This is a genomic window from Pseudoalteromonas sp. Ld19 (assembly GCF_045064135.1).
In the GTDB taxonomy this organism is placed as follows: Bacteria; Pseudomonadota; Gammaproteobacteria; order Enterobacterales; family Alteromonadaceae; genus Pseudoalteromonas; species Pseudoalteromonas aliena.
Genome location: NZ_JBISHA010000018.1, coordinates 391,798 through 416,766, shown reverse-complemented (window position 1 = coordinate 416,766; position 24,969 = coordinate 391,798). Strand labels below are relative to the sequence as shown.

Annotated in this window: 21 protein-coding genes and 2 tRNA genes; 12 read left to right on the top strand and 11 right to left on the bottom strand. The window is 38.5% G+C overall.

The genetic code is table 11. From position 1 onward, the window contains the following. Positions 1–229: 229 nt before the first annotated feature. A complete protein-coding gene (locus ACJJVZ_RS09725; protein WP_405600049.1) occupies positions 230–1,756 on the bottom strand; it encodes a fumarate hydratase in 1,527 nt (508 codons plus the stop codon). A 155-nt stretch (positions 1,757–1,911) separates the two neighbouring features. Between ACJJVZ_RS09725 and pabB the strand changes: the two genes are divergently transcribed. From pabB to ACJJVZ_RS09710, 3 genes are all read left to right on the top strand, one after another. Then, the gene (pabB, locus tag ACJJVZ_RS09720; protein ID WP_405600047.1) at positions 1,912–3,270 is read left to right on the top strand and encodes an aminodeoxychorismate synthase component I; all 1,359 of its coding nucleotides are present in this window, start codon (positions 1,912–1,914) and stop codon (positions 3,268–3,270) included. A gap of 6 nt (positions 3,271–3,276) precedes the next feature. Further along, entirely contained in the window at positions 3,277–3,852 is a 576-nt protein-coding gene (locus tag ACJJVZ_RS09715) for an NUDIX hydrolase (RefSeq protein WP_405600045.1), read from the top strand. A gap of 100 nt (positions 3,853–3,952) precedes the next feature. Continuing rightward, on the top strand, positions 3,953–5,329 hold the full coding sequence (locus ACJJVZ_RS09710) for an L-serine ammonia-lyase (RefSeq protein WP_405600467.1): 1,377 nt from the start codon (positions 3,953–3,955) through the stop codon (positions 5,327–5,329). Between the two features lie 95 nt (positions 5,330–5,424). On the opposite strand, the gene cysB is transcribed toward ACJJVZ_RS09710, so the two are convergent. Next, positions 5,425–6,402 (bottom strand): HTH-type transcriptional regulator CysB, encoded by a 978-nt coding sequence (gene cysB, locus ACJJVZ_RS09705; protein ID WP_077537641.1) that lies wholly within the window; start codon positions 6,400–6,402, stop codon positions 5,425–5,427. A gap of 300 nt (positions 6,403–6,702) precedes the next feature. Here cysB and ACJJVZ_RS09700 point away from each other — a divergent pair, with 300 nt between their 5' ends. Then, a complete protein-coding gene (locus tag ACJJVZ_RS09700) occupies positions 6,703–7,461 on the top strand; it encodes a hypothetical protein (RefSeq protein ID WP_405600043.1) in 759 nt (252 codons plus the stop codon). A 78-nt stretch (positions 7,462–7,539) separates the two neighbouring features. Here the strand turns inward: ACJJVZ_RS09700 and ACJJVZ_RS09695 are convergent, their stop codons facing one another. Continuing rightward, positions 7,540–8,832, bottom strand: coding sequence for an NCS2 family permease (locus tag ACJJVZ_RS09695; RefSeq protein WP_405600041.1), 1,293 nt, complete (start codon positions 8,830–8,832; stop codon positions 7,540–7,542). Between the two features lie 118 nt (positions 8,833–8,950). Here ACJJVZ_RS09695 and ACJJVZ_RS09690 point away from each other — a divergent pair, with 118 nt between their 5' ends. From ACJJVZ_RS09690 to ACJJVZ_RS09680, 3 genes are all read left to right on the top strand, one after another. After that, positions 8,951–9,415, top strand: a complete 465-nt coding sequence (locus tag ACJJVZ_RS09690; RefSeq protein ID WP_405600039.1) for a tetratricopeptide repeat protein — start codon at positions 8,951–8,953, stop codon at positions 9,413–9,415. Positions 9,416–9,705: 290 nt separating this feature from the next. Further along, the gene (locus tag ACJJVZ_RS09685) at positions 9,706–10,149 is read left to right on the top strand and encodes a SulA-like leucine-rich domain-containing protein (RefSeq protein WP_077537637.1); all 444 of its coding nucleotides are present in this window, start codon (positions 9,706–9,708) and stop codon (positions 10,147–10,149) included. Positions 10,150–10,179: 30 nt separating this feature from the next. Then, positions 10,180–10,659 carry a YchJ family protein gene (locus tag ACJJVZ_RS09680; RefSeq protein WP_405600037.1) on the top strand — a complete coding sequence of 160 codons (480 nt, stop codon included), beginning with the start codon at positions 10,180–10,182 and terminating at the stop codon, positions 10,657–10,659. A 483-nt stretch (positions 10,660–11,142) separates the two neighbouring features. On the opposite strand, the gene ACJJVZ_RS09675 is transcribed toward ACJJVZ_RS09680, so the two are convergent. Next, positions 11,143–11,445, bottom strand: a complete 303-nt coding sequence (locus tag ACJJVZ_RS09675; RefSeq protein ID WP_405600034.1) for a DUF6172 family protein — start codon at positions 11,443–11,445, stop codon at positions 11,143–11,145. 317 nt (positions 11,446–11,762) lie between these two features. Beyond that, the gene (locus tag ACJJVZ_RS09670; protein WP_405600032.1) at positions 11,763–12,290 is read right to left on the bottom strand and encodes a VC2046/SO_2500 family protein; all 528 of its coding nucleotides are present in this window, start codon (positions 12,288–12,290) and stop codon (positions 11,763–11,765) included. A 112-nt stretch (positions 12,291–12,402) separates the two neighbouring features. On the opposite strand from ACJJVZ_RS09670, the gene ACJJVZ_RS09665 reads away from it, so the two are divergent. Together ACJJVZ_RS09665 and ACJJVZ_RS09660 are read left to right on the top strand one after the other, a co-directional pair. Continuing rightward, a tRNA-Tyr gene (locus ACJJVZ_RS09665) sits at positions 12,403–12,487 on the top strand. 49 nt (positions 12,488–12,536) lie between these two features. Then, positions 12,537–12,621: transfer RNA gene (locus ACJJVZ_RS09660), tRNA-Tyr, on the top strand. 30 nt (positions 12,622–12,651) lie between these two features. Here ACJJVZ_RS09660 and ACJJVZ_RS09655 read toward each other — a convergent pair. Next, a complete protein-coding gene (locus ACJJVZ_RS09655) occupies positions 12,652–13,338 on the bottom strand; it encodes a M48 family metallopeptidase (RefSeq protein ID WP_405600030.1) in 687 nt (228 codons plus the stop codon). A 203-nt stretch (positions 13,339–13,541) separates the two neighbouring features. Here ACJJVZ_RS09655 and ACJJVZ_RS09650 point away from each other — a divergent pair, with 203 nt between their 5' ends. Together ACJJVZ_RS09650 and ACJJVZ_RS09645 are read left to right on the top strand one after the other, a co-directional pair. Continuing rightward, entirely contained in the window at positions 13,542–16,868 is a 3,327-nt protein-coding gene (locus ACJJVZ_RS09650; RefSeq protein ID WP_405600027.1) for an MHYT domain-containing protein, read from the top strand. After that, the gene (locus ACJJVZ_RS09645; RefSeq protein WP_405600025.1) at positions 16,868–17,860 is read left to right on the top strand and encodes a two-component system response regulator; all 993 of its coding nucleotides are present in this window, start codon (positions 16,868–16,870) and stop codon (positions 17,858–17,860) included. Before ACJJVZ_RS09650 ends, ACJJVZ_RS09645 begins: the two co-directional genes overlap by 1 nt. Here ACJJVZ_RS09645 and ACJJVZ_RS09640 read toward each other — a convergent pair. Both ACJJVZ_RS09640 and ACJJVZ_RS09635 read right to left on the bottom strand, forming a co-directional pair. After that, positions 17,857–18,297 carry a VOC family protein gene (locus tag ACJJVZ_RS09640; protein WP_405600023.1) on the bottom strand — a complete coding sequence of 147 codons (441 nt, stop codon included), beginning with the start codon at positions 18,295–18,297 and terminating at the stop codon, positions 17,857–17,859. The genes ACJJVZ_RS09645 and ACJJVZ_RS09640 overlap by 4 nt on opposite strands. Before the next feature lies 1 nt (position 18,298). Continuing rightward, on the bottom strand, positions 18,299–19,030 hold the full coding sequence (locus ACJJVZ_RS09635; protein ID WP_405600021.1) for an HD domain-containing protein: 732 nt from the start codon (positions 19,028–19,030) through the stop codon (positions 18,299–18,301). Between the two features lie 64 nt (positions 19,031–19,094). On the opposite strand from ACJJVZ_RS09635, the gene ACJJVZ_RS09630 reads away from it, so the two are divergent. Beyond that, entirely contained in the window at positions 19,095–20,285 is a 1,191-nt protein-coding gene (locus ACJJVZ_RS09630) for a class I SAM-dependent methyltransferase (protein WP_405600019.1), read from the top strand. A 15-nt stretch (positions 20,286–20,300) separates the two neighbouring features. Here ACJJVZ_RS09630 and ACJJVZ_RS09625 read toward each other — a convergent pair whose 3' ends face one another. From ACJJVZ_RS09625 to hrpA, 3 genes are all read right to left on the bottom strand, one after another. Continuing rightward, entirely contained in the window at positions 20,301–20,597 is a 297-nt protein-coding gene (locus tag ACJJVZ_RS09625) for a PilZ domain-containing protein (protein WP_077537629.1), read from the bottom strand. A gap of 8 nt (positions 20,598–20,605) precedes the next feature. After that, on the bottom strand, positions 20,606–20,986 hold the full coding sequence (locus ACJJVZ_RS09620; RefSeq protein WP_077537628.1) for a PleD family two-component system response regulator: 381 nt from the start codon (positions 20,984–20,986) through the stop codon (positions 20,606–20,608). A gap of 75 nt (positions 20,987–21,061) precedes the next feature. Further along, entirely contained in the window at positions 21,062–24,949 is a 3,888-nt protein-coding gene (hrpA, locus tag ACJJVZ_RS09615) for an ATP-dependent RNA helicase HrpA (protein ID WP_405600016.1), read from the bottom strand. Positions 24,950–24,969 lie beyond the last annotated feature (20 nt).

Below are 24,969 nucleotides of genomic sequence, written 5' to 3'. Positions count from 1 at the left end.
CTACAGGTTAAAGCAATTATACAGTTCACGTTTACGTGAACGTAAAATCATCATTGTGTGTAAAGTTTAGTATACAAGTACTACTTACCCGCCACATACTGCTGCCTATAGGTTTTCAGTAAAAAGTGAGCTTTTTCGCAAACTGGTCAGAGCTGTAAGCTTGATAATAACCCTATTTAAAAAACAAAAAAGCGAGCACTCGGCTCGCTTTTCAAATGCATAACTTGCGCTATTTTAACTTGCTATCAAGCTCTTCAATTTTAGCTTTCCAGATTGCAGGGCCTTGCGTATGCGCATTAGCGCCTTCACTGTCTACTGCAACGGTCACTGGCATATCTTCAACTTCAAATTCATAAATAGCTTCCATACCTAAATCTTCAAAAGCAACTACGCGTGCTTTTTTAATCGCTTTAGATACTAAGTAAGCTGCGCCGCCTACAGCCATCAAATAAACAGATTTATGCTCTTTAATAGATTCAACCGTAGCTGGTCCACGTTCAGCTTTACCAATCATGCCTACAATGCCTGTTTTTTCTAGCATCATATCGGTAAATTTATCCATACGAGTTGCTGTTGTAGGGCCTGCAGGGCCTACTGCCTCATCACGTACCGCATCTACAGGACCAACGTAATAAATAAATTTATTATCAAAGTCTACGCCTTTTGGTAAGCCTTCACCTGAATTGATCATATCTTGCAGACGTTTATGCGCTGCATCACGACCGGTTAAAATAGTGCCTGAAAGTAAAACGGTTTCGCCCATTTTCCATTCTTGAACATCTTTTTTAGTCAGTGTATTTAAATCAACACGACGTGTGCCTTCGCCTACTTCAAATGTTACTTGTGGCCAATCTTCCAGCTTAGGTGCTTTTAAATTAGCAGGGCCAGAACCGTCAAGCGTAAAATGTACATGGCGAGTTGCCGCACAATTTGGGATCATTACTACAGGTTTTGAAGCTGCATGCGTTGGTGCGGTTTTAATTTTAACATCAACAACCGTTGTTAAACCGCCTAAGCCTTGTGCGCCAATACCTAATTTATTTGCACGATCAAAAATTTCTAAACGCAATTTTTCTTCAGTTGTTTCTGCGCCGCGCTCTATTAACTCGTGAATATCAACTGGGTCCATTAACGACTCTTTAGCCATTACTGCTGCTTTTTCAGCGGTTCCACCAATACCTATACCTAGCATGCCTGGCGGACACCAACCAGCCCCCATTGTGGGTAGTGTTTTTTCTACCCATGCAGCAACATCATCTGACGGGTTTAGCATAACCATTTTACTTTTGTTTTCAGAGCCGCCGCCTTTAGCCGCAACCATGACTTCTACTTTTCCACCCGCTACTAAATCAATATGCACAACCGAAGGCGTGTTATCTTTCGTGTTTTTTCGCGTACCAGCAGGATCTGCAACAATAGATGCACGTAAAGGGTTATCTGGGTTTAAATATGCACGACGAGTACCTTCATCAACCATTTGTTGAACGGTTAAATCTGTTTTATCCCACTTAACATCCATACCTACTTTAACAAAACAGGTAATAATACCGGTATCTTGGCAAAGTGGACGTTTGCCTTCGGCCGACATACGTGAGTTAATTAAAATTTGTGCAATGGCATCTTTAGCCGCTTTACTTTGTTCTTTGTTATACGCTTTTTCGAGTGCTTGAACAAAATCAAGTGGGTGATAGAACGAAATATATTGTAATGCATCTTCTATGCTATCAATAAAATCTTGCTGACAAATTGTACTCATAGTGGTTCCTTAAGTTACCGTTACGCGTTGTCGCGTAATCTAAATCAAACCGGTGACGGTGGTTTGCACTGTTTTTTGCAGCTTAGTGCTGCCAAAAAATTTGACTTATGATACCCTCCCAGCCCGTTTCGAGCCAGTTCTTAAAGGGGTAGTAAATGCTAAACAATAAAAATAATTGTATTAAATTAGCGATAAAGCAAAGCTGTATTGATGTATTTGCACATTTTTCACATTTGCCTTACGCAATTTTATTAGATTCTGCAAATAGTAATCATATAAACAGCCGTTTTGATATTATTGCCATTGAGCCGCAAAGTACCCTTGAAGTAAGAAATAATAAAAGCTTTTTAAATAATATAGAAAGTAGTGATAACGGCTTTGAAATTATGAATAATGAGCTTTCACGCCTTGATAAAACAAAAGCCGATTACAATTTACCCTTTAACGGCGGCTGGCTTGGTTACTTTAGCTACGATCTGGGGCGTACAATTGAAAACATTCCTACAATTGCTATTGAAGATATTAATCTTCCGCAAATGGCTATTGGTCTTTACTTAGATGCCCTTATTTACGACAAGCAGCAACAAAGCTGGTTTTATGTATCGCAGCCAAATACCGATCGATTAGCGCTTTATCAGCAATATTTAAATACACACGTTAAATCCCAAGTTAATACGCAGTGCTTTGCCCTAAACAGCGACTGGCAATCAAATATGAGCAAAACGGAATACGCTGCAAAATTTGCCCAAATTGAAGAGTATTTAAAAAGTGGTGATTGCTATCAAATTAATTTAGCGCAGCGCTTCAACGCTCAGTTTGAAGGCTCCCCTTGGGCAGCTTATGTTAATCTGCGTGAAGCAAATAAAGCGCCGTTCTCAAGCTTTATAAATCACCCTCAAGGGTCAATTTTATCAATTTCCCCTGAACGCTTTATATCTGTAAATAATAACGTTGTAGAAACCAAACCTATTAAAGGTACATTGCCGCGAAAAGCGGATGCGTTAGAGGATCAACGCCAAGCGCAAATACTCGCAGCATCAGCTAAAGATCGCGCTGAAAATGTCATGATCGTTGATTTACTGCGTAACGATTTAAGTAAAGTAGCAAAACCTGGCAGCGTTCACGTCCCTTCCCTTTTTGCTATTGAAACCTTTCCGGCAGTGCATCATTTAGTGAGCACGGTAACCTCAGTACTTGACGAGGGTAAAACTGCAGTCGATCAGCTAAAAGCGGCTTTCCCGGGTGGCTCAATCACCGGTGCGCCCAAAATTAGAGCCATGGAAATAATTGAAGAACTAGAGCCACACCGCCGTAGTATTTATTGTGGTTCAATTGGTTATTTAAGTGCCTGTGGAAATATGGACACCAGTATCACTATTCGCACCTTGGTTTGCCACAAAGCGCAAATTTACTGCTGGGCCGGTGGCGGAATAGTCGCTGATTCTAAAGTCGAATTGGAATATCAAGAAACTTACGATAAAGTGAATAAAATTCTTCCCTTATTAAAACAGTAGGTCGCTTTGAATAGTGAACACATTATGGCGCGGTTTCTGTTAAGCCCTACAGCTGCGCCAAATCAGTTAAAAGACACGCGTAAAAAACGCGCGAGCGCCGTGATGCTACCAATTATTGATGTAGATAATCATGCACATATTTTATTGTGTAAACGCCCTACTTATTTACACCATCACCCTAGGGAGATTTGTTTGCCCGGCGGCAAGTTTGAAGTAAGCGACATTACTCTTCGCACCACAGCACTGCGCGAACTAAAAGAAGAGCTAAATATTGCCGAAAGTAACGTTAATGTATTAGGCCACTTACCCGAGTATTCAACTTTAACGGGTTTTAGTATTAGCCCCTATGTAGGTTTACTGAATAAAAGTACCACGTGGGAAAATGACTATAACGAAGTACAAGCGAGCTTTTTACTGTCTATTACTGAGTTAAATAACGAAGCTAACTGGCAACCCTTGCCTTTTCAACGATTTGGAAAAACTGTAATATTGCAAGGATTTAAAACACCGCATGGATTACTCTGGGGTGCTACCGCAAATATTATAAAAAACTTTACAAAACAACTCGCCCTACCAGTTTAAATCTTTGTTATTAGTAGTTACACAGTCACAATTCCACGTTATCATGCTCGACCGTTCAAAGAGCAGCTTAGTGCTGAGAAACAAAGTAGAGACACACATTATGATCAGTGCATTTGATATGTTTAGCATTGGTATTGGCCCTTCGTCGTCGCATACCGTTGGCCCAATGCGCGCATCACGCTTATTTGTTAATGAACTTCAAGAAAAACAATTATTAGCAAATGTGACCGATATTAAAGTAGAGCTTTATGGCTCACTAGGTCAAACAGGCGTAGGCCATGGCTCAGGTAAAGCTGTAATACTTGGCCTAGCTGGTTACGACCCTGAAACAATCGATGCCAATTTAGTCGATGATATTTTAGCAACTATTGAAAAAGATCAGGTTATTTATTTAAACCAAACACACAAAGCAAAGTTTCCAAAACAAGGCGCAATTGTTTTTCATCGTCGCAAAACGCTTCCTAAGCATTCTAATGCAATGGAAATTATCGCCTCAAACAACGGCGAAAAAATTTACAGCAAAGTATATTACTCTATTGGCGGTGGCTTCATTGTTACTGACGAAGAGTTTGAAAACGAAAAACAGGCAGCCCTCGATATTAGAGAAGAAAACCCCGCCCCTTTTCCATTTGGTAGTGCAAAAGAGTTACTAGAAATGTGTAAAGAGTCAGGGTTGAGTGTTTCAAGCTTGATGATGAAAAACGAAAAGACACTGCGCACTGAAGACGAAGTAAAAGACACACTGTTCCATATTTGGCAAGTAATGATGGCCTGTATCGACCGTGGTATGCGTACAGAAGGTATTTTACCCGGTGGCTTAAAAGTAAAGCGTCGTGCGCCAAGCTTATACTTAAAACTAAATATAGAAGTCAGTAACGATCCACTGCGTGCAATGGATTGGGTTGATTTATTTGCTCTTGCAGTTAACGAAGAGAATGCGGCTGGTGGTCGTGTAGTAACCGCCCCAACCAACGGTGCTGCGGGTATTTTACCCGCTGTACTTATGTACTATCACACGTTTGTAAAAGAAGTAGACCGCGATATCGCCACGCGTTATTTGTTAACGGCCGCTGCTATTGGTATTTTATATAAAAAGAATGCCTCTATTTCGGGTGCCGAAGTAGGTTGCCAAGGTGAAGTTGGCGTAGCGTGCTCAATGGCAGCCGGTGCATTAACTGAAATTGTTGGTGGCAATGTAGTGCAAGTAGAAAACGCCGCCGAAATTGGCATGGAGCATAATTTAGGTCTCACCTGCGACCCTGTTGGTGGCTTAGTGCAAGTTCCATGCATTGAGCGTAATGCAATGGGCGCAATTAAAGCAATCAACGCTTCACGTTTAGCTATTCGCGGCAGTGGCGAGCAAAAGGTATCGCTTGATAAAGTGATAAAAACCATGCTTGAAACTGGCAACGATATGAAAACAAAGTACAAAGAAACCGCTCGCGGTGGGTTGGCCGTTAACATTATCGAATGTTGATCTGCTCTCTATAAAAAGAAAAAGCCGCCGATTTTAAAATAGGCGGCTTTTTTCTTATTCGTTCAATGTAATTACCAGAGTTCGGGGCAGTTAAGCTATTTAACGGGTAACTCTATATCTGCAAATAATTTATCTACGTCATCTTGGTTGCGTAATAAACTTGCTCGCTCTACTCGCTCTTTAGTTAAGTGCGGGGCAAAACGTTCTATAAAATCATACATGTAAGTACGCAAAAAACTACCCTTTCTAAAGCCAATTTTGGTTGTACTTGCTTCAAATAAGTGACTCGCATCAATACACACTAAATCGGTATCGCTCACTTGATCTATCGCCATAGAGGCAACAACACCTACGCCTAACCCTAAACGTACATACGTTTTTATAACGTCAGCATCGGTTGCAGTAAATACAATATGTGGTTCGAGCCCATGTGCACTAAATGCTTTGTCTAGCTCTGAGCGCCCCGTAAAACCAAATACATAGGTTATAAGTGGATATTGAGCAATATCAGCCACAGTTAAACTATTTGCTTTTTTAGCTAATGGATGATCTTTAGCGACAACAATACTGCGATTCCAATGGTAGCAAGGCAACATAACTAAATCTGAATACAAATGCAGTGCTTCTGTTGCAATAGCAAAGTCGGCATCACCGCGTGCTGCTGCATCCGATATTTGTTGCGGTGTACCTTGGTGCATATGAAGCGATACCGCAGGGTATTTTTTCATAAACCCTTGAATAACATTCGGAAGCGCATAACGCGCTTGGGTATGAGTCGTAGCAATATTTAACTTACCCTGATCTGGTAGCGTATGTTCATTTGCGACTGCTTTTATACCTTCGACCTTCGATAAGATTTCACGTGATATATGAATAATTTCTTTACCCGCACTCGTTACATGCGTTAAATGTTTACCGCTGCGACCAAATATTTGTACTCCTAACTCATCCTCTAGCATTCGTACTTGTTTAGAAATGCCGGGCTGTGAGGTAAATAAGCTCTCAGCAGTGGCTGAAACATTTAGTTTATGATTTTGTACTTCTACTATGTATCTGAGTTGTTGTAATTTCATGGCTGCATATTTTAACGTTGTTATTCATATTATATATAAAGGCAATAGGTGTTATGTCCAAGCATTATTCTACTTTAATCGTAGTTTTAGGCCAGTGCGTTTGCATTTATACGTCTGGAGCTCAAGGCTAGCACAATAAATATACTTCAGGTAGCAATGATTATTCCGATTTATCTTATAATTACGTAGACTTTCAATACATTATTAGTCTATTTTTAAGTTAATTATTGTAAAACTACCCCGTTACCATATATTTAATGTAAGATTAATTAATTAGCTTATGAATCCGAGAATTACAACATGATCGTTTCTATTATAATAGTGCTTATAGTTGCACTGATTGTGATTGCGCTTTGGGTTAATGCCGTTCAGCAACACAAAGAAAAGCAAGAAGGCAAACGTCGAAAAGAGCTTACAAAACAAAAAGCGATAATAGAAGAAACCGAAGAAGCATTAATGAATAATGCTAATATTCCATTATCAGAACATATTATAAAAGTGTTGCAACGACGTATTTATGAAGCACTTAATACCATGGTTATTAACTCGCCGAGCTCTAAAGCACTAAAAAACCGTTTAACCGAGGCAAAAGAACATCTAGCAAGTAATGTTCAAGGTAATAATAGTGATGCACTATCTATCCCAAGTAACGATAAACAGCTTGTTGGCCTTATTCAAGGTATTAAAAAACTACGTGCAATTTTACGATCAGAGCATGCTAAGGGTAGAGTTGATAGCCAAGTTTTTTCAGGAGAAGACAAACGTCTTGAAAGGCTTCAGCTTAGAATAAACATAGAAAGTCAAATTAAACGTGGCGTATCTGCACAAGCGGCGAGCATGGTTGGCTCTGCAAGGCAATATTTTGAAAAAGCCTATGCAACATTAAACTCTGTTTCATTCGCTGATGAGTACGTAACAGCAAAGCTTCAAGAAGTTGAGGGTTATTTAGAGGCGATAAGTGTTGAGCTTAGAGCTTCGAACGCCACAGCACTTAAAAAGAAAAATGAGCAAGAGCAAGACGATTTAGATGTATTATTTGCCCCTAAAAAGAAATGGTAAGCATTTATCTTTTTTAGTTAAGCCCATACAATTATATGGGCTTTTTTATGGTCAGTTGTTAATATTCATCAGCATCTATCACGACAAAAACGCAAACTTAACAACAAATAACACAGTTAAAATCCAGACACTAATTGAGACTTCATCTCGCTTGCCACACAGCACTTTAACTGCAGTATACGATATAAAACCCAGTGCAATACCATGTGCAATAGAAAAAGTTAATGGCGTCATTAATAATACAACAGTCACCGGAATAGCATCGGTCATGTCATCCCAATTTACAAATTTCAGATTTTGCAGCATTAATACAGCCACATATAAAATGGCTCCAGCCGTTGCGTAAATAGGCACCATCTGCGCAAGTGGTGCAAAAAACATCATTAGTAAAAAGCAAATACCAACAACAACAGCGGTTAAGCCTGTTCGCCCACCTACAGATACACCTGCAACCGACTCGATATAAGATGTTGTTGTTGAAGTACCCAACATTGCACCTGCAATTGTGGCAGTGCTGTCTGCACTCAATGCTCGTCCTAAGCGAGGCATATTGCCCTTTTCATCAGCCAATCCCGCTTTTTGTGTTACAGCGACTAATGTCCCTGAAGTATCAAATAAATCAACAAACAAAAATGCAAAAATAACACTGAGCATTGAAAGCTCAAGTGCCGCACCAAAATCAAGCTGCATAAAGGTAGGAACAATAGAAGGCGGCATAGCAACCACACCATGATATTCAACAAGCCCTAAACCTAGTGCTATAACAGTCACCAATAAAATGCTAATTAAAACACCACTTTTAAAATCGCGATATAAAAGTGCTGCAATAATAAAGAAGCTAAAAATAGCTAACAATGGGCCCGCTGATGTTATATCGCCTAGCTGGACTAAAGTTGCTGGACTCGCGATGATGATCCCTGCATTTTTAAGCGCAATTAGCGCTAAGAATGCACCAATACCTGTTGCAATAGCCTGTTTTAAAACTAAGGGAATCGCATTAATGATCCACTCTCGAACTTTAAATAAGCTTAAAAATAGAAATATACAGCCCGACATAAACACAGCACCTAATGCGGCTTGCCACGTATACCCCATTCCCAGCACAACACCGTAAGTAAAAAAGGCATTCAATCCCATACCAGGCGCAAGTGCTAATGGATAATTAGCCCATAAACCCATAATAAAACAACCAATAGCAGCAGCAATACATGTAGCGACAAAGGCTGCTCCTTGATCCATTCCTGCTTCAGCTAACATTGCAGGATTCACAAACACGATATAAACCATGGTTATAAATGTAGTTACACCAGCGATACACTCACGGCGAACCGAGGAACCATTTTCATTAATTTTAAATAAGGCTTCGAGCATAATAAACTTATGATAATAAAAAGTGACGAGATTTTATCATAAAAATAATTTTTTACAGGACATTTTACCTTGCGGTATACTAAACTATTGAAGTAGCTAAGATAACAAAAAGACGAATATGATAAATACAACACCAACAGGTCAGAATTTAGAGCAACAATTAGACAATATATTGTCTTTTGTAACGCAACCTAATAATGCTAATTTAGCGCCAAATAATGAGGATCGCCCGCAAAGCTCTCTTAATAAGGCACTATATTATTTAAAAAATGACCAACATCCACTTGCCGCAAAATGGATGCGTTTGGCTGCTATGTCGGGAGATCACCGAGCACAATTTTATTTGGGACTGTTTTTTGTTAAAGGGCAAGGCGTACCGCAAAGTGTTTTTCATGCTGCAGCATGGCTAAGCTTATCAAGTAGTCAAGGTCATGAACCTGCGACGGCGGCTTTAGCCGATCTACGTAAACATATTGAGACCAAACGCTTTAAAGATGCACAATGTTATGCTGCTAGTTTGTATGAGCAAATTCACCAGCTGCAGTTTTCTCATTTGATCTCTCATACTTCCCCTACAGAATAATCATCTACGTATTTTATTCATAAAACACCTGTATAAAGTCACCGTAAGAAACGCTGCAACCACCTGCTGGCTAAGTCATAGTAGCAATAGCACTCTATAATTAAAATTTAAGCCAGAAGTGGTATAAAATATAAAAACATTAATTATCAAAGACCTACTTAAAAATTAAATCTAATTGAATATTTAAAAAAGAATAACTGTACAAATAAATAGCAAATAATACTTGCGCAAAAGCACTGTATAAACTACTGTATATAAATACTGTATATAAACCCAGTGAGATAATTAAGATGTTACAGCCTATTACAATTAGAACAGTTAAAAGCTACCAGCAAGACGATAAAAGTGATTGTGTTAATTTAATTCAGATTGAAGATGAGATATCTGCGACATTTGAGTTATTAAAGGTGCTACATCAGTACAATAATCTAAACGCTTGGACATTATTAATCGCACCGGATAACGTACCTAGTAAAGCATTACTTGATTCATGCTCTATTGATACAAGTAAATTACTTGTTATTAGACAAAAGCACCTAGTCAATTTAGAGTATGTATTAAATTCGGCGTTACATAACGGTAATTTTTCAGCAGTAATTACATGGACAGACATAGTAAATAACCAGTTACTTAATAGCTTATCTTTAGATTTGAGTAAAACACGAACAAAACTTTACTGTTTTACAAATAATATTCAAATTACAAAGATACCCCATAGCCAACAAGCTTGTTAAACTAACGCTTTTATACTGTGTAGAACAACTATGAACTCACTGAACTCTATAAGCTGTTTATGTGGCAGCCAGCAAGAATATGCAGACTGCTGCGAACCTCTTCATTTAGCAAAACAACAAGCTCAGACTCCTGAACAACTAATGCGTTCGCGTTATACGGCTTATGTACTTAAAAATGCAAAATATGTTTACCAAACCTATGCAAGTGAAAAACAAGCTGAAAATCCTGTTAAAGAAATAAAAGATTTTGCTAACAGCTGTCGATTTATAAATCTTGATGTCATTAGCGCACACCATGACGAAGATAAAGGCGAAGTAGAATTTAAAGCTCAGTACTTTTACCAAAGTCTGTTTTGTGAACTTCACGAAAAATCGCAATTCATTAAAGAAAATGCTCAATGGCGTTATTTAGATGGCACTATATTTCCAGTTACGGATATTAAGGTGGGTAGAAATGATGATTGCCCATGTGGTAGTAATAAGAAGTACAAAAAATGCCACAGTGTGTAATATATAATTTTATTTAACCATTTACATAAGTAAGGATTGTTGATTATAAACAGTCCTTTATTGATATAAATACACTTAAGCCCTCCTCTACTCTTGTAGCTACCTTATTTATGTTTATGTTTATGTTTATGTCAATTATTGCAGTATGTAGTTAGAGCTTAAACGCTACATTTACCAGCGCACCAAACTTGCTTATACCGATTCGCTTAATAAAGTGATCTATTTTGAGGGAAGGAAATCATGTCGATAACAAGGCAAAAAATTTGTTATTTAGTTGTTCTATATCATCAGAAATTTTTAACGAAGTTAGCGTCAGATTTAATCCCTCAAATTGATTAAGTATTATTGCGGATTGGTATTATTTAAACATGCCTCCTCTGTTTTAGTTAACAACCAATAAACGCTCCACACCTAATATTTATAGCGTAAAACAAAAAATGAGCCACTTGGGCCCATTTTATAATTTCGAATACTGACTAAATATTATTCGTCATCATCTAAGTCTAACTGTTGACGCTGAGCTGGTCGTGCTAAAACCTCTACATAGAAAGAGGTCAAACCCTGCTTTTCAATTTCACCAATTTGGTTACTTAATTCAGCTACGTGCACAACTTGCGCATCTTCAGCTGTGTTACCAAACTTACAGTCAAATGCCCAATAATCTGCATCTTCAGGTAGTGTTTTATTGCGCTCTCGTTTCAAATATTTTTTCACTTCATGCTTTGCAGCATCAACCATACGAGGGTATTTGATTTTCTCGTGATTCAGCGTGAATGTTTTCTTCATTACGTTCCTAATTACCTTGGTTTAATGATAGCGGCATTTCATGTCATACCATTTGCGATCATTATAGCAATTGCAATTAACTTTTGGATGCTTTTTTTGCACTAAATCAATTATTAGCCAATATCATTAAATTAATCAGTAATAGTGATGCGAAAACACAAAAAACAACATATAGGGTTACTCGATATACCTAACTTTTAAAGCTGTAAGAAGGTAAATCAATCGGTAAGTAAGAGTTAATTTTCTAGGTTAAATTACAATATGCATTTGTCCCTGAATCACATAAATAACACGCTTGCTTGCTATTAGATATTTTCTCAAGCAGTAACTAAGTGTAAAGGCTCATGTAAAGCATCGTTATTAAGGAGATCGTAAAAAGCAGCAGCGTCCATCGCTGGATTAGAAAGTTGCGTTTCTGTGTTTTTTATACGTCTACGCACAGCAAGCTCACAATTATCAATGATATTCAACGGAATATGCGTCACATCATCTCTTATAAAGAGGGGCTCTGGATTCAAACAATGATTCAATTTAATATCGTTCATTCCAGAGCGTTCTCCAGTACTGATCAATAGTGAAGCGTTATGTTGACCAATCAACATATCAAACTTATCTGGCGCTAAAAGCTGCTTAGGACCCACACCCAATTGTTTGCGAAGCGCATCATCGGTAATAATTGCGTCTTCGAGTTCTGTTTTTGGTAAGTGAAATTGGCTAAAATCAAGTGCGTCATGCGATAACATTGCGAGCAAAAGAGAAAACTCTCCTCTTCGCTGTTCGTGCACACTTTTGTTAAGCCGTGTGCTTAATTGGTTCTCTGTGATCAACAAACCATCGATTTGCATAGTCTTTAGCCGATTGTTGTAGGTTATAGATATTTATCGGCTTTTTTTTATTTTTCTTTAGTTTTTTTCTTTACTTAAATACATATTTTGCTATTATCAGCGCCGTTGCATTGGAGGGGTTCCCGAGCGGCCAAAGGGATCAGACTGTAAATCTGACGGCTCAGCCTTCGCTGGTTCGAATCCAGCTCCCTCCACCACTTTTCTTACCGCTAAGTTAAGTGGGGCCAAATGTAACAAAATTAGTGTGGAGGGGTTCCCGAGCGGCCAAAGGGATCAGACTGTAAATCTGACGGCTCAGCCTTCGCTGGTTCGAATCCAGCTCCCTCCACCACTTTTAATCTTCCCTAGTAAGCAATAAAATCTAAAACACCCATTGTAAGCTCATTCCATTAATTTTTAACCATTGTGATGCTGATTTATGATCAGGGTAAAACATTTCAACTCGCTGCCAAAATGCTTTACTGTGGTTTAAATGACGCAGATGTGCTAACTCATGAACTATTACATAATCAATTATGTGCTGTGGTGCACCAATAAGGTGTAGATTAAAGGTCAAATCACGTTTGCAGTTACAGCTCCCCCACTTTCTTTTATAAATCGCAATATTCAAATTGCGTGGTAAAGCCTCGTTCATTTGTGTACAAAAATACGTAAGTCGCATTTCTATATAAGCTGTTAGCTGCTCTTTTAAATACTCTTCTAATAATTTTTGATACTTTAATTGTTGATGTTTAACACGTTTAGATACCGTAATTAACAAGCCAGCTAGTTGTGGTTTTACACCAGAGTAGTGACCTTGCTCAAACTGCACATTTACTTGCTCAGAATAAATACATATTTTTTTAGTTTCAAAGGGGTATTGCTTGCAGTCAACAACAGTGAGTTGCTTAAGCAATTGCGCATCAACCCATGTCTTTTTTTCTAAAAGCCAGCTATCTATTTGCTTTTTTGCAATATAGCTAGGTGCATATACAGTTACCTGTTGGTTATGAACTTTAATCGCAACGGTTTTTCTTCGTGCGCTTTTTTTTAGCTGATATTCAAACACTTCAATTTCTCAAATATAAATATTATTTACCCATCTAGGTAATATATTAGCATCATCTTAATTAAAAAAATTAGCTTTATTAGTTAAAGTACTCCCGCATTCAGTCGTTATGAAATAGTGCTTTATTAACCGCAGTAAATTAACTGTTTATTAATTGCTTAATTATATTAAACTAAAATAGTGATATTACATTGTGAGTTATTATGCTGTCAGCTTTTTTCATTACGGACCAAGATCCTAGTTTAATTTTAAATGGGGTTTACGATCCTATTTTAGTCTCAATGTCTGTCCTAATCGCTATATTTTCCGCATTTTTTACCACTAGACTCATTGATTTAGCAAAAAGTACTAAATTTCCAAGCTACCAGCGTTTAGCCAATGTCACCGCAGCCACTGTTTTTTCTGTTGGTATTTGGAGTATGCATTTTATTGGTATGCTCGCTTTTTCACTCTGCACTAATATTCAATATGATCCCATGATTACATTATTGTCATTTATACCTGCATTTTTGGCCTGTCAGTATGCTGTGGCTATGCTGGTAAATAGTGATGGAAATTTAAAAATACTGGCTACTTGTTCGATTTTACTTGGTGCTGGTATTGGCACTATGCATTACAGTGGCATGGCTGCTATGCAACTTGCACCGTTATTACGCTACGATCCTATAATATTTGGCTTATCTATTATTATTGCTATCGCACTTTCATTTTTCGCCTTGTATAGTCGCTTTAATCTTGAAATATTTTTTCCTAAATTAACCCCCTTTCAAAGCCGACTAATAAGCGCTGTGATTTTAGGTTTAGCCGTCGCTGGTATGCACTATATGGGCATGGCCGCAACACGGTTTGTTGCTACATCCCCTATTTTATATGAAGATGCGAATGCCACTGCTGGCTTAACATTTATCGCTATTGCAGTAGCAACTGCAACAATAGCTATTACGAGTGTGGTTGCAGTACTTAATGGCATGGTGCGCTACAGAATGTTACTAGAAGCTAAATCAGCGGACGAATCGCGCCTTAATGCAATTTTAGGCACTGCGATTGATGGAATTGTAACCATTGATCACAAAGGTATTATTTTAAGTTTTAATAACTCCGCAACAAAAATATTTGGCTGGTGCGAAAGTGAAGTGCGGGATCACAATGTTAAAATGCTCATGGATGATAGCATTGCAGCAAATCACGATAATTACCTGTCAAAAGCTAAAAATGTTGATTTAGGGAAAGTTATCGGTGTCAATCGCGAAATATTCGCTAAACATAAAGACGGATACTTATTTCCGATTCGATTAGGCATTGGCGAAGTTAATCAACCTGGCCAAAATCCTCTGTATGTAGGCTTTATTACTGATTTAACCGAGCAACGAGAGTTGCAACGAAATCTAGTAGAAAAAGAACAACAATATCGCTCTTTAATGAATAATATGCCAGGCGTTGTATTTAGATGTAAATTTGATGAAAATTGGACAATGCTATTTATTAGCCCGAGTGTTCTTGAATTAACGGGATACCAATCAAAAGAATTTATCGAGCATTGTATTGAATTTAATGACCTTGTCTTGAAAACCGATCAGCCTGCTATTCTTGATGCTATAAATAATGCCATTGCACAAAAGCGCCAGTACTCTATTGAATATCGGATCCGTCACCGCAATGGAAAAATGCTATGGCTACTTGATAAAGGGACTTTTGATTTTGATAAGCATGGAAATCCGCAATGGATTGACGGTGTACTAGTTGATATAACAGAGCGAAAAGAATACGAGAAAACGCTTGAAACTGCGAAACTTCAAGCAGAAGAAGCCGCTAACGCTAAACAATCTTTCATGGCTAATATGAGCCATGAAATACGAACTCCCATGAACTCAATTATTGGTTTTAGTGACTTACTCATGGATACCCCACTTGATCAAGAACAACAAAAATATCTCATTACTGTTAACAATGCTGCTCGTTCATTATTACGCTTACTCAATGAAGTTCTTGATTCTGCAAAATTAGAGCGTGGAAAGCTTGCAATAGAGCCTATTCATTTTAATTTGAAACCTGTTATAGATAGTATTATTTCTACTTTTTGGTTAGAAGCGAAAAAGAAAAATTTAAGTTTAACACTTAATATTAAAGAGTCAGTAAGGACAACTTACTGCGGAGACGCTGATCGACTCAGACAGATACTTACTAACCTCATAGGGAATGCTATAAAGTTTACACAACGTGGGGCTGTTACTGTCACTATAAGTACAACACAAAATGGACATCTTTTTTTTGAAGTGCAAGATACTGGTATTGGTATTGTAGAAGATCGCAGACAAGCCATATTTCAGCCCTTTGAACAAGCAGATGGGACAACAACCCGACGGTTTGGTGGTACAGGACTTGGAACTACTATTAGTAAACAGCTTGTTGAACTAATGGGAGGCACTATAGATCTCATAAGTGAGGTGGGTAAAGGCACATGTTTTTATTTTTCATTACCGCTTGAAGTCGGTGACGAAACAAAAATAGATTACTTTGATGGATTACATACTCAGCTCCCCTCACTTAGAATACTTGCTGTTGATGATATTGAGCAAAACAGAGAGCTTCTTTCACTATTACTTTCGCGAGATCAACATACCGTAATCAAAGCAAGTAATGGATTTGAAGCAATAAGTATGTTTGAGCAACAAGACTTTGATGTGATTTTAATGGATATTCACATGCCTGAATGCGATGGTATTGAAGCAACACTCAAAATACGTGAAATAGAAAAACAAAGACAATTAAAATATACTCCCATCATAGCCTTAACAGCCAGCGTATTGCAGCAAGATAAATTAACCGCTAAAAAATCTGGAATGAATGGCTTTACTAATAAACCAATTGATATAAATCAATTAAATCAAGAAATTGCTCAAGTTCTTGGGCTGGGTTTAGCCAAAGAACTTGTTATAGCGCAAACCGATCCCGATGCCAAGCATATCGATTTTGAAAAAGGTTTGACCTTATGGGGTTCAAAATGCAAACAGCTCACAGAAATTACGAAATTTACAAATGAAAATAGTAACAAATTTGCAGCGCTTATAAATAATCCGTTGACTGATATAAACAATTCCAAAAGTTTAATACATACATTGAAAGGTGTTGCAGGAAACTTAGGTCTTATAACATTAATGAAGTTGCTTAAAGATTTAGAGAACGCCGAAAATACTGAAATAAACAATATACTCAATGCCATAAAAGAAGAACTAGATATAATAGTTCAGTTATTAGCAAACAATGTATGTAAACACCCAAAAAATAGCTTAAAAAACAGTAGTATTTTGTCTTTTTCAGAACTAAAAGCGCTTTGTGAGGTATTACATAAATATGCTTTCAATGCAGAACTTAACGACAAGCTCATTGACCAACTAATACACAACTCGGATACACAATTTACAGATGAAGTAGAAAGTATAAGCACCGCATTTGATGAGTTTGACTTTGATGCTGCACAAATAAAACTAGAAGCTTTGCAAAAGAAACTATCACTAATGAGTATTAATTAATGGACTTTTCAGCCAATAGGCCTCGTATTTTAATTGTTGACGATGAGCCAGCTAATTTGAAAGTAATGCGAGAAGTGTTAGGTAATCAATATCGCATGTCATTTGCTAAATCAGGTGAAGCCGCACTGGCCTTACTTGAAAAAGATCTACCTCAACTTATTTTACTCGACATTATGATGCCAGATATGAATGGCTTTGATGTTTGCCAGCGAATAAAAAACAAAGCTAGCACGTCTCATATTCCTATTATTTTTGTCACTGCATTAGATGATGAAAGTGATGAGTTTAAAGGCTTTGAGCTAGGCGCAGTTGACTATATCACCAAACCAATTAGCCCAGCTATTGTCAGGGCGAGAGTGAAAACACATCTCTCATTAGTTCAAGCGGAACAATTAAAACAAGCACATGTTGATTTAGTTCAACGCTTGGGACGGGCCGCTGAATATAAAGACACTGATACTGGCGAGCATATTATTCGTATGAGTCAATATAGCAAGGTCCTTGCCTTAGCCCTTGGTATGCCAGAACAACAAGCTGAACTGCTGCGCCAAGCGGCCCCTATGCATGATGTTGGTAAAATAGGCATTCCAGATGCTATTTTATTAAAACCAGGGCGCCTTACCATTGAAGAATTTGAGCACATGAAAAAGCATGCTTTAATCGGTGGACAAATCTTAGCAAATTCAACCTCCCCACTATTACAACTAGCTCATAAACTCGCAATTGAACACCATGAAAAATGGGATGGCTCTGGCTATCCAAATGGTACTCGTGGTGAAGATATATCCATTGAAGGAAGAATTGTGGCCATTGCAGATGTTTTTGATGCCCTTACGTCAAAACGTCCTTATAAAGAAGCATGGAGTGTAGAAAAAACAGTTCAACATATGCAAGCGCAAGCAGGAGCTCATTTCGATCCCGCTCTAATCGAACTATTTGTAAAAAACTTAGACGATATTATTGCTATAAAAAATGCAAATCAAGAAAGCTAATTCTTTTTAGCACTGTGGGAGCCAAGCTCAACATTTGGGTAATAAGATTTTATATACCGATAGTCATGTGACGTAATTTCATGGCTATTACCACTTTCATCTTTAAAATACATTGAAAACGTTACACCATGATTAGCAAGAACCGCTTTTATATTTAGGTTTTCAAAGTAGTTAAGCCACTCTATAAATTGCTCCCCTGTAGCCAAAAATGCAATTCCTTTACTACGCCCCTCACCTTCAAAAAGTGCTAAGCGGGTTGTTAAATTTGCATCTTCAAGTGTTAAAGGGCCTCGTCCGTCCTCATCCCAAAAGGCAAGTTCGGGAACTATGCTAAAACCTAAAACGCGCTCATACCATTTAATTGCATTTGATAGATTCTCAACATTTAAATGGCAATGATCAATACCAGATAATTTAGGCATATTTTTATTATTCACGTTACTCACCAATTTCTGACTTTAATTGCTCTAAAAACTCATGCATGTAAGCTGTACGCCTATTCGCTTCTGTTTTAGCCGATGGGGTATTCATGCTTTCAGCAATATGTAATAGTTTTATAAAAAAATGATCGAGTGTATATTTTTTATCATCAGCTTCACGTTCAGTACAAAAAGGGTCGTCTGGGTTATACAATAACCGTCCAATTGAGCCGCCAACTTTCATACATCGACTCACTCCAATCGCACCCAGTGCATCCATTCTGTCAGCATCTTGTACTATTTGTGCCTCAACTGTTTTAATTTTTATATTTGCGCTAAAACTATGCGCTGCAATAGCATGATGAATATCATCAAAAAGTGACTCGTCATAATTAATCGATTTTAAAAATTCCAATGCCTTATCGGCAGCCATAGTGGATGCGTTTGCGCGATCAGGATGATTTTTAGCCACCGCCACACAATCGTGCATCCACGCTGCAGGGAGCACTACTGACATATTAGCCTGCTCTACATCACACAGCTGTATTGCAACACGCACCACTCGCTCTATATGCGTAATGTCGTGTGCTACATCAGCGTGCACAAAAGAGGTTATAAACTCTCTACATTGTGAATTAAGTATTTCTAAATCAGGGCTTAAAACGGCGTCAGGCACTTTCAGGTTCCAAAAGATAGTTAATCGATAAATTACACGTACTTTACCGTGCTTTATGCCACCCTTGCAAAACATTCATTGTATGTTGCCCGCTGCTTGACTAAAATACAGCGCTTATTTATTACTACTGAGAAGCCTTATGTCATCTGCCGTTTACCTACAAGCTGGTCGCGATAAATCATTAAAAAGAAAACACCCTTGGTTATTTTCAAAAGCCATCAAAAAAATTAAAGGTAAACCTGGATTAGGCGACACAGTAACGATTCACGACAGTGAAGGTAAGTTTTTAGCCACTGCAGCTTATAGCCCTCACTCACAAATTCGTGCACGTGTTTGGAGCTTTGACGAAAAAGAAATCATCGATCAACACTTTTTTGAACGCCGTTTACGCCGTTCATTAGAAGCACGCAGTCAAGTCATTGAAGAAGGCGGATTAACAGGCTTTAGATTATGTGCAGCTGAGTCTGATTACTTACCTGGCGTTACAATCGATAAATTTGATAATGTACTAGTTTGTCAGCTACTAAGTGCGGGTGCCGAGCGTCATAAGGGCGAGATTGTTGGCGCGTTAATGGCTATTTTTCCAGGTTCTAGCATATACGAGCGCTCAGACGTAGAAGTACGTACAAAAGAAGGTTTGGAACCAATTAAGGGTGTTCTTTGGGGTAATGAGCCAACACAACCTGTACTTATTGAAGAAAACGGTTTAAAAATTGAAGTCGATATAATTGAAGGTCATAAAACCGGATTTTACTTAGATCAACGTGATAGCCGCGCTGCACTTGAGCGTTTTTCAAAAGGTAAAACGGTACTTAACTGTTTTAGTTATACAGGGACATTTTCACTATACGCCCTGCGTGGTGGGTGTGAGCATGTTACTAATGTTGATGTATCGCAACCAGCGTTAGATACCGCTAAACGTAATGTTGAGCATAACAACTTAGACTTAAATAAAGTTGATTTTGTTAAGCAAGATGTATTTAAGTTACTGCGTCAATACCGCGATGAAGGCAGACAATTTGATACCATCGTAATGGATCCACCAAAATTTGCTGATAATAAAGCACAACTAACAGGTGCGTGCCGTGGTTATAAAGATATCAACATGATTGCTATGCAAATACTTAAACCCGGTGGCACATTATTAACGTTCTCTTGCTCGGGTTTAATGGAGCAAAATTTATTTCAAAAAGTTGTTGCTGATGCAGCGCTTGATGCAGGTAAAGATCTACTTATAATGGAACGCCTAAATCAAGCAGCCGATCATCCCATTGCTGGCAGCTACCCTGAAGGTTTTTACCTAAAAGGTTTAATCTGTAAGGTCTATTAATAGCTAAGTAGCTAATTAATTAAATTCTATTATCTCAAGCCCTGCGGTTACCGTGCCATCATCTTCTTTGCTGGCACGTATTACTTTTGCCGTTGCTTTTAAAGGGGCAATACTTGGGTGTGTTGATGCGATATCAACCGATAAAATAGTTTCAGGCTCAAGCAAATCATCTAAATGCAGTGATAACCCTGTTGCACTTAAATCAACGCATTCTGCCGTGTAATTCAAACCAGCTACAGGCTCTATCGTGGTTAAATTTGCAGTTGTATTTACCTGCATACGTCTGAAGTTTCGTTTGTCATCTGTAAACATAATTCCCTCTATACAATTGTATTAATTTGCTCGAGCAATACGCTCATCGAAAATGGTTTGACTACATAGGCATCACATCCTGCATCAAACCCAGCCTTTTTTTCCAGCTCAGATTCAAGGCCAGATACCATAACAACCGGAATGTTTTTTGTCTCCGGCGTATGCTTCAACATTCTGCACGTATCGTAGCCATCAAGGCCAGGCATACATACATCAAGTAAAATTATATCTGGAGGATTCGCAATCGCTGACGCTAAACAGCTCTGTCCAGAGTCCGCATAGCTAACATCAAATTTTGACGCGAGTGCAGCTTTAAGTATCTCATAATTAAAATACTCATCGTCAACAACTAATAAATTTCGTGTTTTTGGTTCAATCAATGAGGACATGTTTATGTCGTTTCCTTCTCAAAGCAAAAATAAACCCTTCCATTAAGGTACTAAGCTTAATACGAAATGCAAGCTTTATTCAATTTCTTTTATCGCATTTAAAATTCGCTTCGACGATATTGGATAAGGGGTTCCTAATGTTTGAGCAAATAAAGAAACTCTTAGCTCTTGTTGCATCCAAAAAATTGCCGTTACGTCTTGTGGTATTGGCATGCCTTTGGGCGTTTTATTCACTAATTTTTTGTATTCTTGAGCAACTTTATCCAGTTCCAATACACATAATCTATCTCGATTAGGATCAACAGGTAATTTTTCCAAGCGTTTTTGAATAGCTTTTAAATAACGAATTAAATCTGTTATTTTATCTGCGCCATGCCCGCTCACAAAACCTTTAAATATAAGTGACTCAAGTTGTGATTTTATATCGCCGTGCGCGGTTATCATGGTTAAATCAACGCGCCCTTTCATTTTTTTATGCAGCGCGTGAGCAATACTGAGTACTTGCTCAACCTGCGTTGCAATCGATACAACGGCATCACCCAGCTCACCGCGTATTTGCTCTTTTACTGTTTCAAATGATTTTTCGTCACGTATATCACCGTGTTTTACTAATAAACTATCAACACCAGCGGCAATACAGTCATCAATTAAATCAGCGATTTTACCAAATGGGTTAAAATACAAACCCAGCTTTGCCTTATTCGGTAAGTTTTGTTGTAAGTACTTAATTGGCGATGGGACATTGAGTAAAACTAAACGGCGCAGACCTTGTTGATGTGCTTGCTGCGCTTTTGCTTCACTATCAAAAAGTTCCACTGCGGCGGCTGATTTTTTATCCACCAGCGCAGGGTATGCTTTTATCTCATACTGACCTTGCTTTTTAACGTATGACGCTGGCAGCTCACCAAAATCCCATTGTGTTAAGTCTGATTTTTCAATGCCTTTATCGGCTACTTTCGACAGTGTTTCGGTTACTTCACCTTGCAGCTGTGCTTTAAGCTTGGCTAAATCAAGCCCACGAGCAAGTAACTTATCGTGCTCATCACGTACTTCAAACTGCAATCGTAAATGCGGTGCAAGCGCGGTTAAATCCCATGCTTCTATATCAACTTTTACACCGGTCATTCTCAATAAACGCGTCGTTAATGCATCAATTAAGCTCCCTTGCATTGGCTCAATGGCTGCAAGTACCGCATCAGCGTAATTCGGCGCGGGTACAAAATTACGACGAAGCGATTTAGGCAATGACTTTATTAGCCCACTTATTAGTTCATGCCTAAAGGCAGGTATATGCCAATCAAAGCCACTTTCTTGTACTTGATTTAGCAGCGCTACCGGTATTTGTACCGCAACACCATCAACGGCTTGGCCTGGATCAAAATGATAAGCAAGCGGTAATATAATATTGTCTTGCTGCCATGTGTCAGGGTAGTCAAACTCGGTTATATTACTTGCGCCATGCTGCATTAACTCTTCACGAGTCATATGTAGGTAATGTTTATTTTGTTGCTTTTGCGTTTTATACCATTTTAAAAATGCAGCGCGATTATTAATCTCTTTTGGTATTTTTTTATCGTAAAATTCAAATAATGTTTGCTCATCAACTAAAATATCACGACGACGTGACTTATTTTCCAGTACTTGAATATCTTCAATAAGCTCACGGTTAAACGCTAAAAAGCCCTCGTTTAAGCCCAGCTCTTGCTCAACTAAAGCAGTGCGTACAAAAAGCTCGCGACTCACTTTAGGGTCAATATTGCTGTAAACACAGCGGCGTTTATTTACAACGAGCAGGCCGTACAAGGCTTGCTGTTCAAACGCAATTACCGCACCAGGCTTTTTCTCCCAGTGTGGCTCTGTGTAACTGCGTTTTACTAAGTGCTGTGCTAATGGTTCTACCCAGTTAATGTCTATTTTTGCATTGGTGCGAGCATATAATTTACTAGTCTCTACCAGCTCCGCTGACATTATCCATTTAGGACTCTTTTTAAATAAGCCCGAACCTGGAAAAATATGGAACTGGCTATTGCGTGCGCCTTTGTATATTTGTTTCTCATCTTTAAAACCGATATGACTTAGCATTCCACTTAATAACGCTTTGTGAACAAGTTCGCCATCAGCCGCTTGGCTAGTTGCCTTCATGCCCATTTCGTTGCATACAGTACTTATTTGATAAACAATATCTTGCCACTCACGCAGGCGCATATAGGCTAGGAAATCTTTTTGACACAACTTTCTAAATTGGCCGTTAGTTAGCTCGCTTTGCTGCTCTTCTAGGTAATTCCATAAGTTTAAAAAAGCAATGAAATCTGAATCTGGGTCGTCAAAACGACCATGTTTTTCATTGGCAGCAGCACGTTTTTCTTGTGGGCGTTCACGTGGATCTTGGATAGACAATGCTGCCACAATAATAATCACTTCACGCAATGCACCAAGTTTATGAGCCGTGAGCACCATTTTAGCTAAACGAGGGTCAACCGGTAATCGGCTAAGCTCTCTACCTGAAGCGGTTAAACTCGTTTTGTTATCACGTTTATCTGGTTTTACTGCTTGTAGCTCTTCTAATAACGATAAACCATCACTTATATTACGGCTATCTGGCGCTTGCACAAACGGAAATTGCGCCATATCACCAAGCCCTAGCGCCAACATTTGTAAAATAACAGACGCAAGATTAGTGCGCAGTATTTCAGGGTCGGTAAACTCAGGGCGCGATAAAAAATCATCTTCAGCGTACAAGCGAATACAAATACCCGCTTCAACACGCCCACAACGTCCCATACGCTGATTAGCACTTGCTTGTGATATAGGTTCTATTGGTAAACGCTGAACTTTTGTACGATAACTGTAGCGGCTTATGCGCGCAGTACCTGGGTCTATTACATAACGAATACCTGGCACAGTGAGTGATGTTTCGGCCACGTTGGTCGATAAAATAATATGACGACGGGAATGCGGTGCAAATATACGGTTTTGCTCTGCGTTCGATAAACGCGAGTAAAGTGGCAATACATCGGTGTGCTTTAAATTACGCTTGCTAAGTGCATCAGCAGTATCGCGTATTTCACGCTCACCATTTAAAAATATCAGTATGTCGCCGGGGCCTTCTGCGCATAGCTCATCAACGGCATCAAAAATACCTTGTAGCTGATCGCCCTCGGCTTCCATATCATCTTTATTAATATCGGTAATTGGATTGTAGCGTACATCCACAGGGAAAGTTCGACCCGATACTTCTATAATTGGCGCATCATCAAAGTGCTTTGAAAAGCGCTCAGGATCGATGGTTGCAGAGGTAATTATTATTTTTAAATCAGGGCGTTTTGGAAGTAAGTTTTTTAAATAACCTAAAATAAAGTCGATGTTTAAACTACGCTCATGCGCTTCATCTATAATGATGGTGTCGTATTGATTTAAAAATCGGTCTTGCTGAATCTCTGCCAGTAAAATACCGTCAGTCATTAGTTTAACGTAGGTATTATTAGAAACCTGATCGCTAAAACGAATTTTAAAACCCACTTGCTGACCAAGTTCACATTTCATTTCTTCAGCAATACGATTAGCCACCGTTCGCGCAGCTAATCGTCGTGGTTGAGTGTGGCCAATTAAGCCATCAACACCACGGCCAAGCTCTAAACACATTTTAGGTATTTGAGTCGTTTTACCTGAGCCCGTCTCACCTGCAATAATAACCACTTGGTTATTTGCAATGGCGTCTTTAATAATCTCCTTTTTTTGACTTACTGGCAATTGCTCAGGGTAAGTCACTTTTGGGAGGCCTGCTAAGCGTTTATCTCGCAGTGCTTGGCTACGGGTAATATCAGCCGCTATTTTTTCAAGCGCGTTGGCATGCTTGTTTTCATCGGTTATTTTTTTTACACCATGTAAGCGTTTTTTAAAAATAAATTGATCTTTTTTTAAGCACGTTTTTAGCTCGCCAAACAACTGACCTAGGTTAACCACCCGCATACCTTATAAAATTT

Coding starts and splice junctions, on each gene's coding strand:
- ACJJVZ_RS09725 (WP_405600049.1), bottom strand. CDS start 1,756: ATGAGTACAATTTGTCAGCAAGATTTTATTGATAGCATAGAAGATGCA.
- pabB (WP_405600047.1), top strand. CDS start 1,912: ATGCTAAACAATAAAAATAATTGTATTAAATTAGCGATAAAGCAAAGC.
- ACJJVZ_RS09710 (WP_405600467.1), top strand. CDS start 3,953: ATGATCAGTGCATTTGATATGTTTAGCATTGGTATTGGCCCTTCGTCG.
- cysB (WP_077537641.1), bottom strand. CDS start 6,402: ATGAAATTACAACAACTCAGATACATAGTAGAAGTACAAAATCATAAA.
- ACJJVZ_RS09700 (WP_405600043.1), top strand. CDS start 6,703: ATGATCGTTTCTATTATAATAGTGCTTATAGTTGCACTGATTGTGATT.
- ACJJVZ_RS09695 (WP_405600041.1), bottom strand. CDS start 8,832: ATGCTCGAAGCCTTATTTAAAATTAATGAAAATGGTTCCTCGGTTCGC.
- ACJJVZ_RS09690 (WP_405600039.1), top strand. CDS start 8,951: ATGATAAATACAACACCAACAGGTCAGAATTTAGAGCAACAATTAGAC.
- ACJJVZ_RS09685 (WP_077537637.1), top strand. CDS start 9,706: ATGTTACAGCCTATTACAATTAGAACAGTTAAAAGCTACCAGCAAGAC.
- ACJJVZ_RS09680 (WP_405600037.1), top strand. CDS start 10,180: ATGAACTCACTGAACTCTATAAGCTGTTTATGTGGCAGCCAGCAAGAA.
- ACJJVZ_RS09675 (WP_405600034.1), bottom strand. CDS start 11,445: ATGAAGAAAACATTCACGCTGAATCACGAGAAAATCAAATACCCTCGT.
- ACJJVZ_RS09670 (WP_405600032.1), bottom strand. CDS start 12,290: ATGCAAATCGATGGTTTGTTGATCACAGAGAACCAATTAAGCACACGG.
- ACJJVZ_RS09650 (WP_405600027.1), top strand. CDS start 13,542: ATGCTGTCAGCTTTTTTCATTACGGACCAAGATCCTAGTTTAATTTTA.
- ACJJVZ_RS09645 (WP_405600025.1), top strand. CDS start 16,868: ATGGACTTTTCAGCCAATAGGCCTCGTATTTTAATTGTTGACGATGAG.
- ACJJVZ_RS09635 (WP_405600021.1), bottom strand. CDS start 19,030: ATGTTTTGCAAGGGTGGCATAAAGCACGGTAAAGTACGTGTAATTTAT.
- ACJJVZ_RS09630 (WP_405600019.1), top strand. CDS start 19,095: ATGTCATCTGCCGTTTACCTACAAGCTGGTCGCGATAAATCATTAAAA.
- ACJJVZ_RS09625 (WP_077537629.1), bottom strand. CDS start 20,597: ATGTTTACAGATGACAAACGAAACTTCAGACGTATGCAGGTAAATACA.
- ACJJVZ_RS09620 (WP_077537628.1), bottom strand. CDS start 20,986: ATGTCCTCATTGATTGAACCAAAAACACGAAATTTATTAGTTGTTGAC.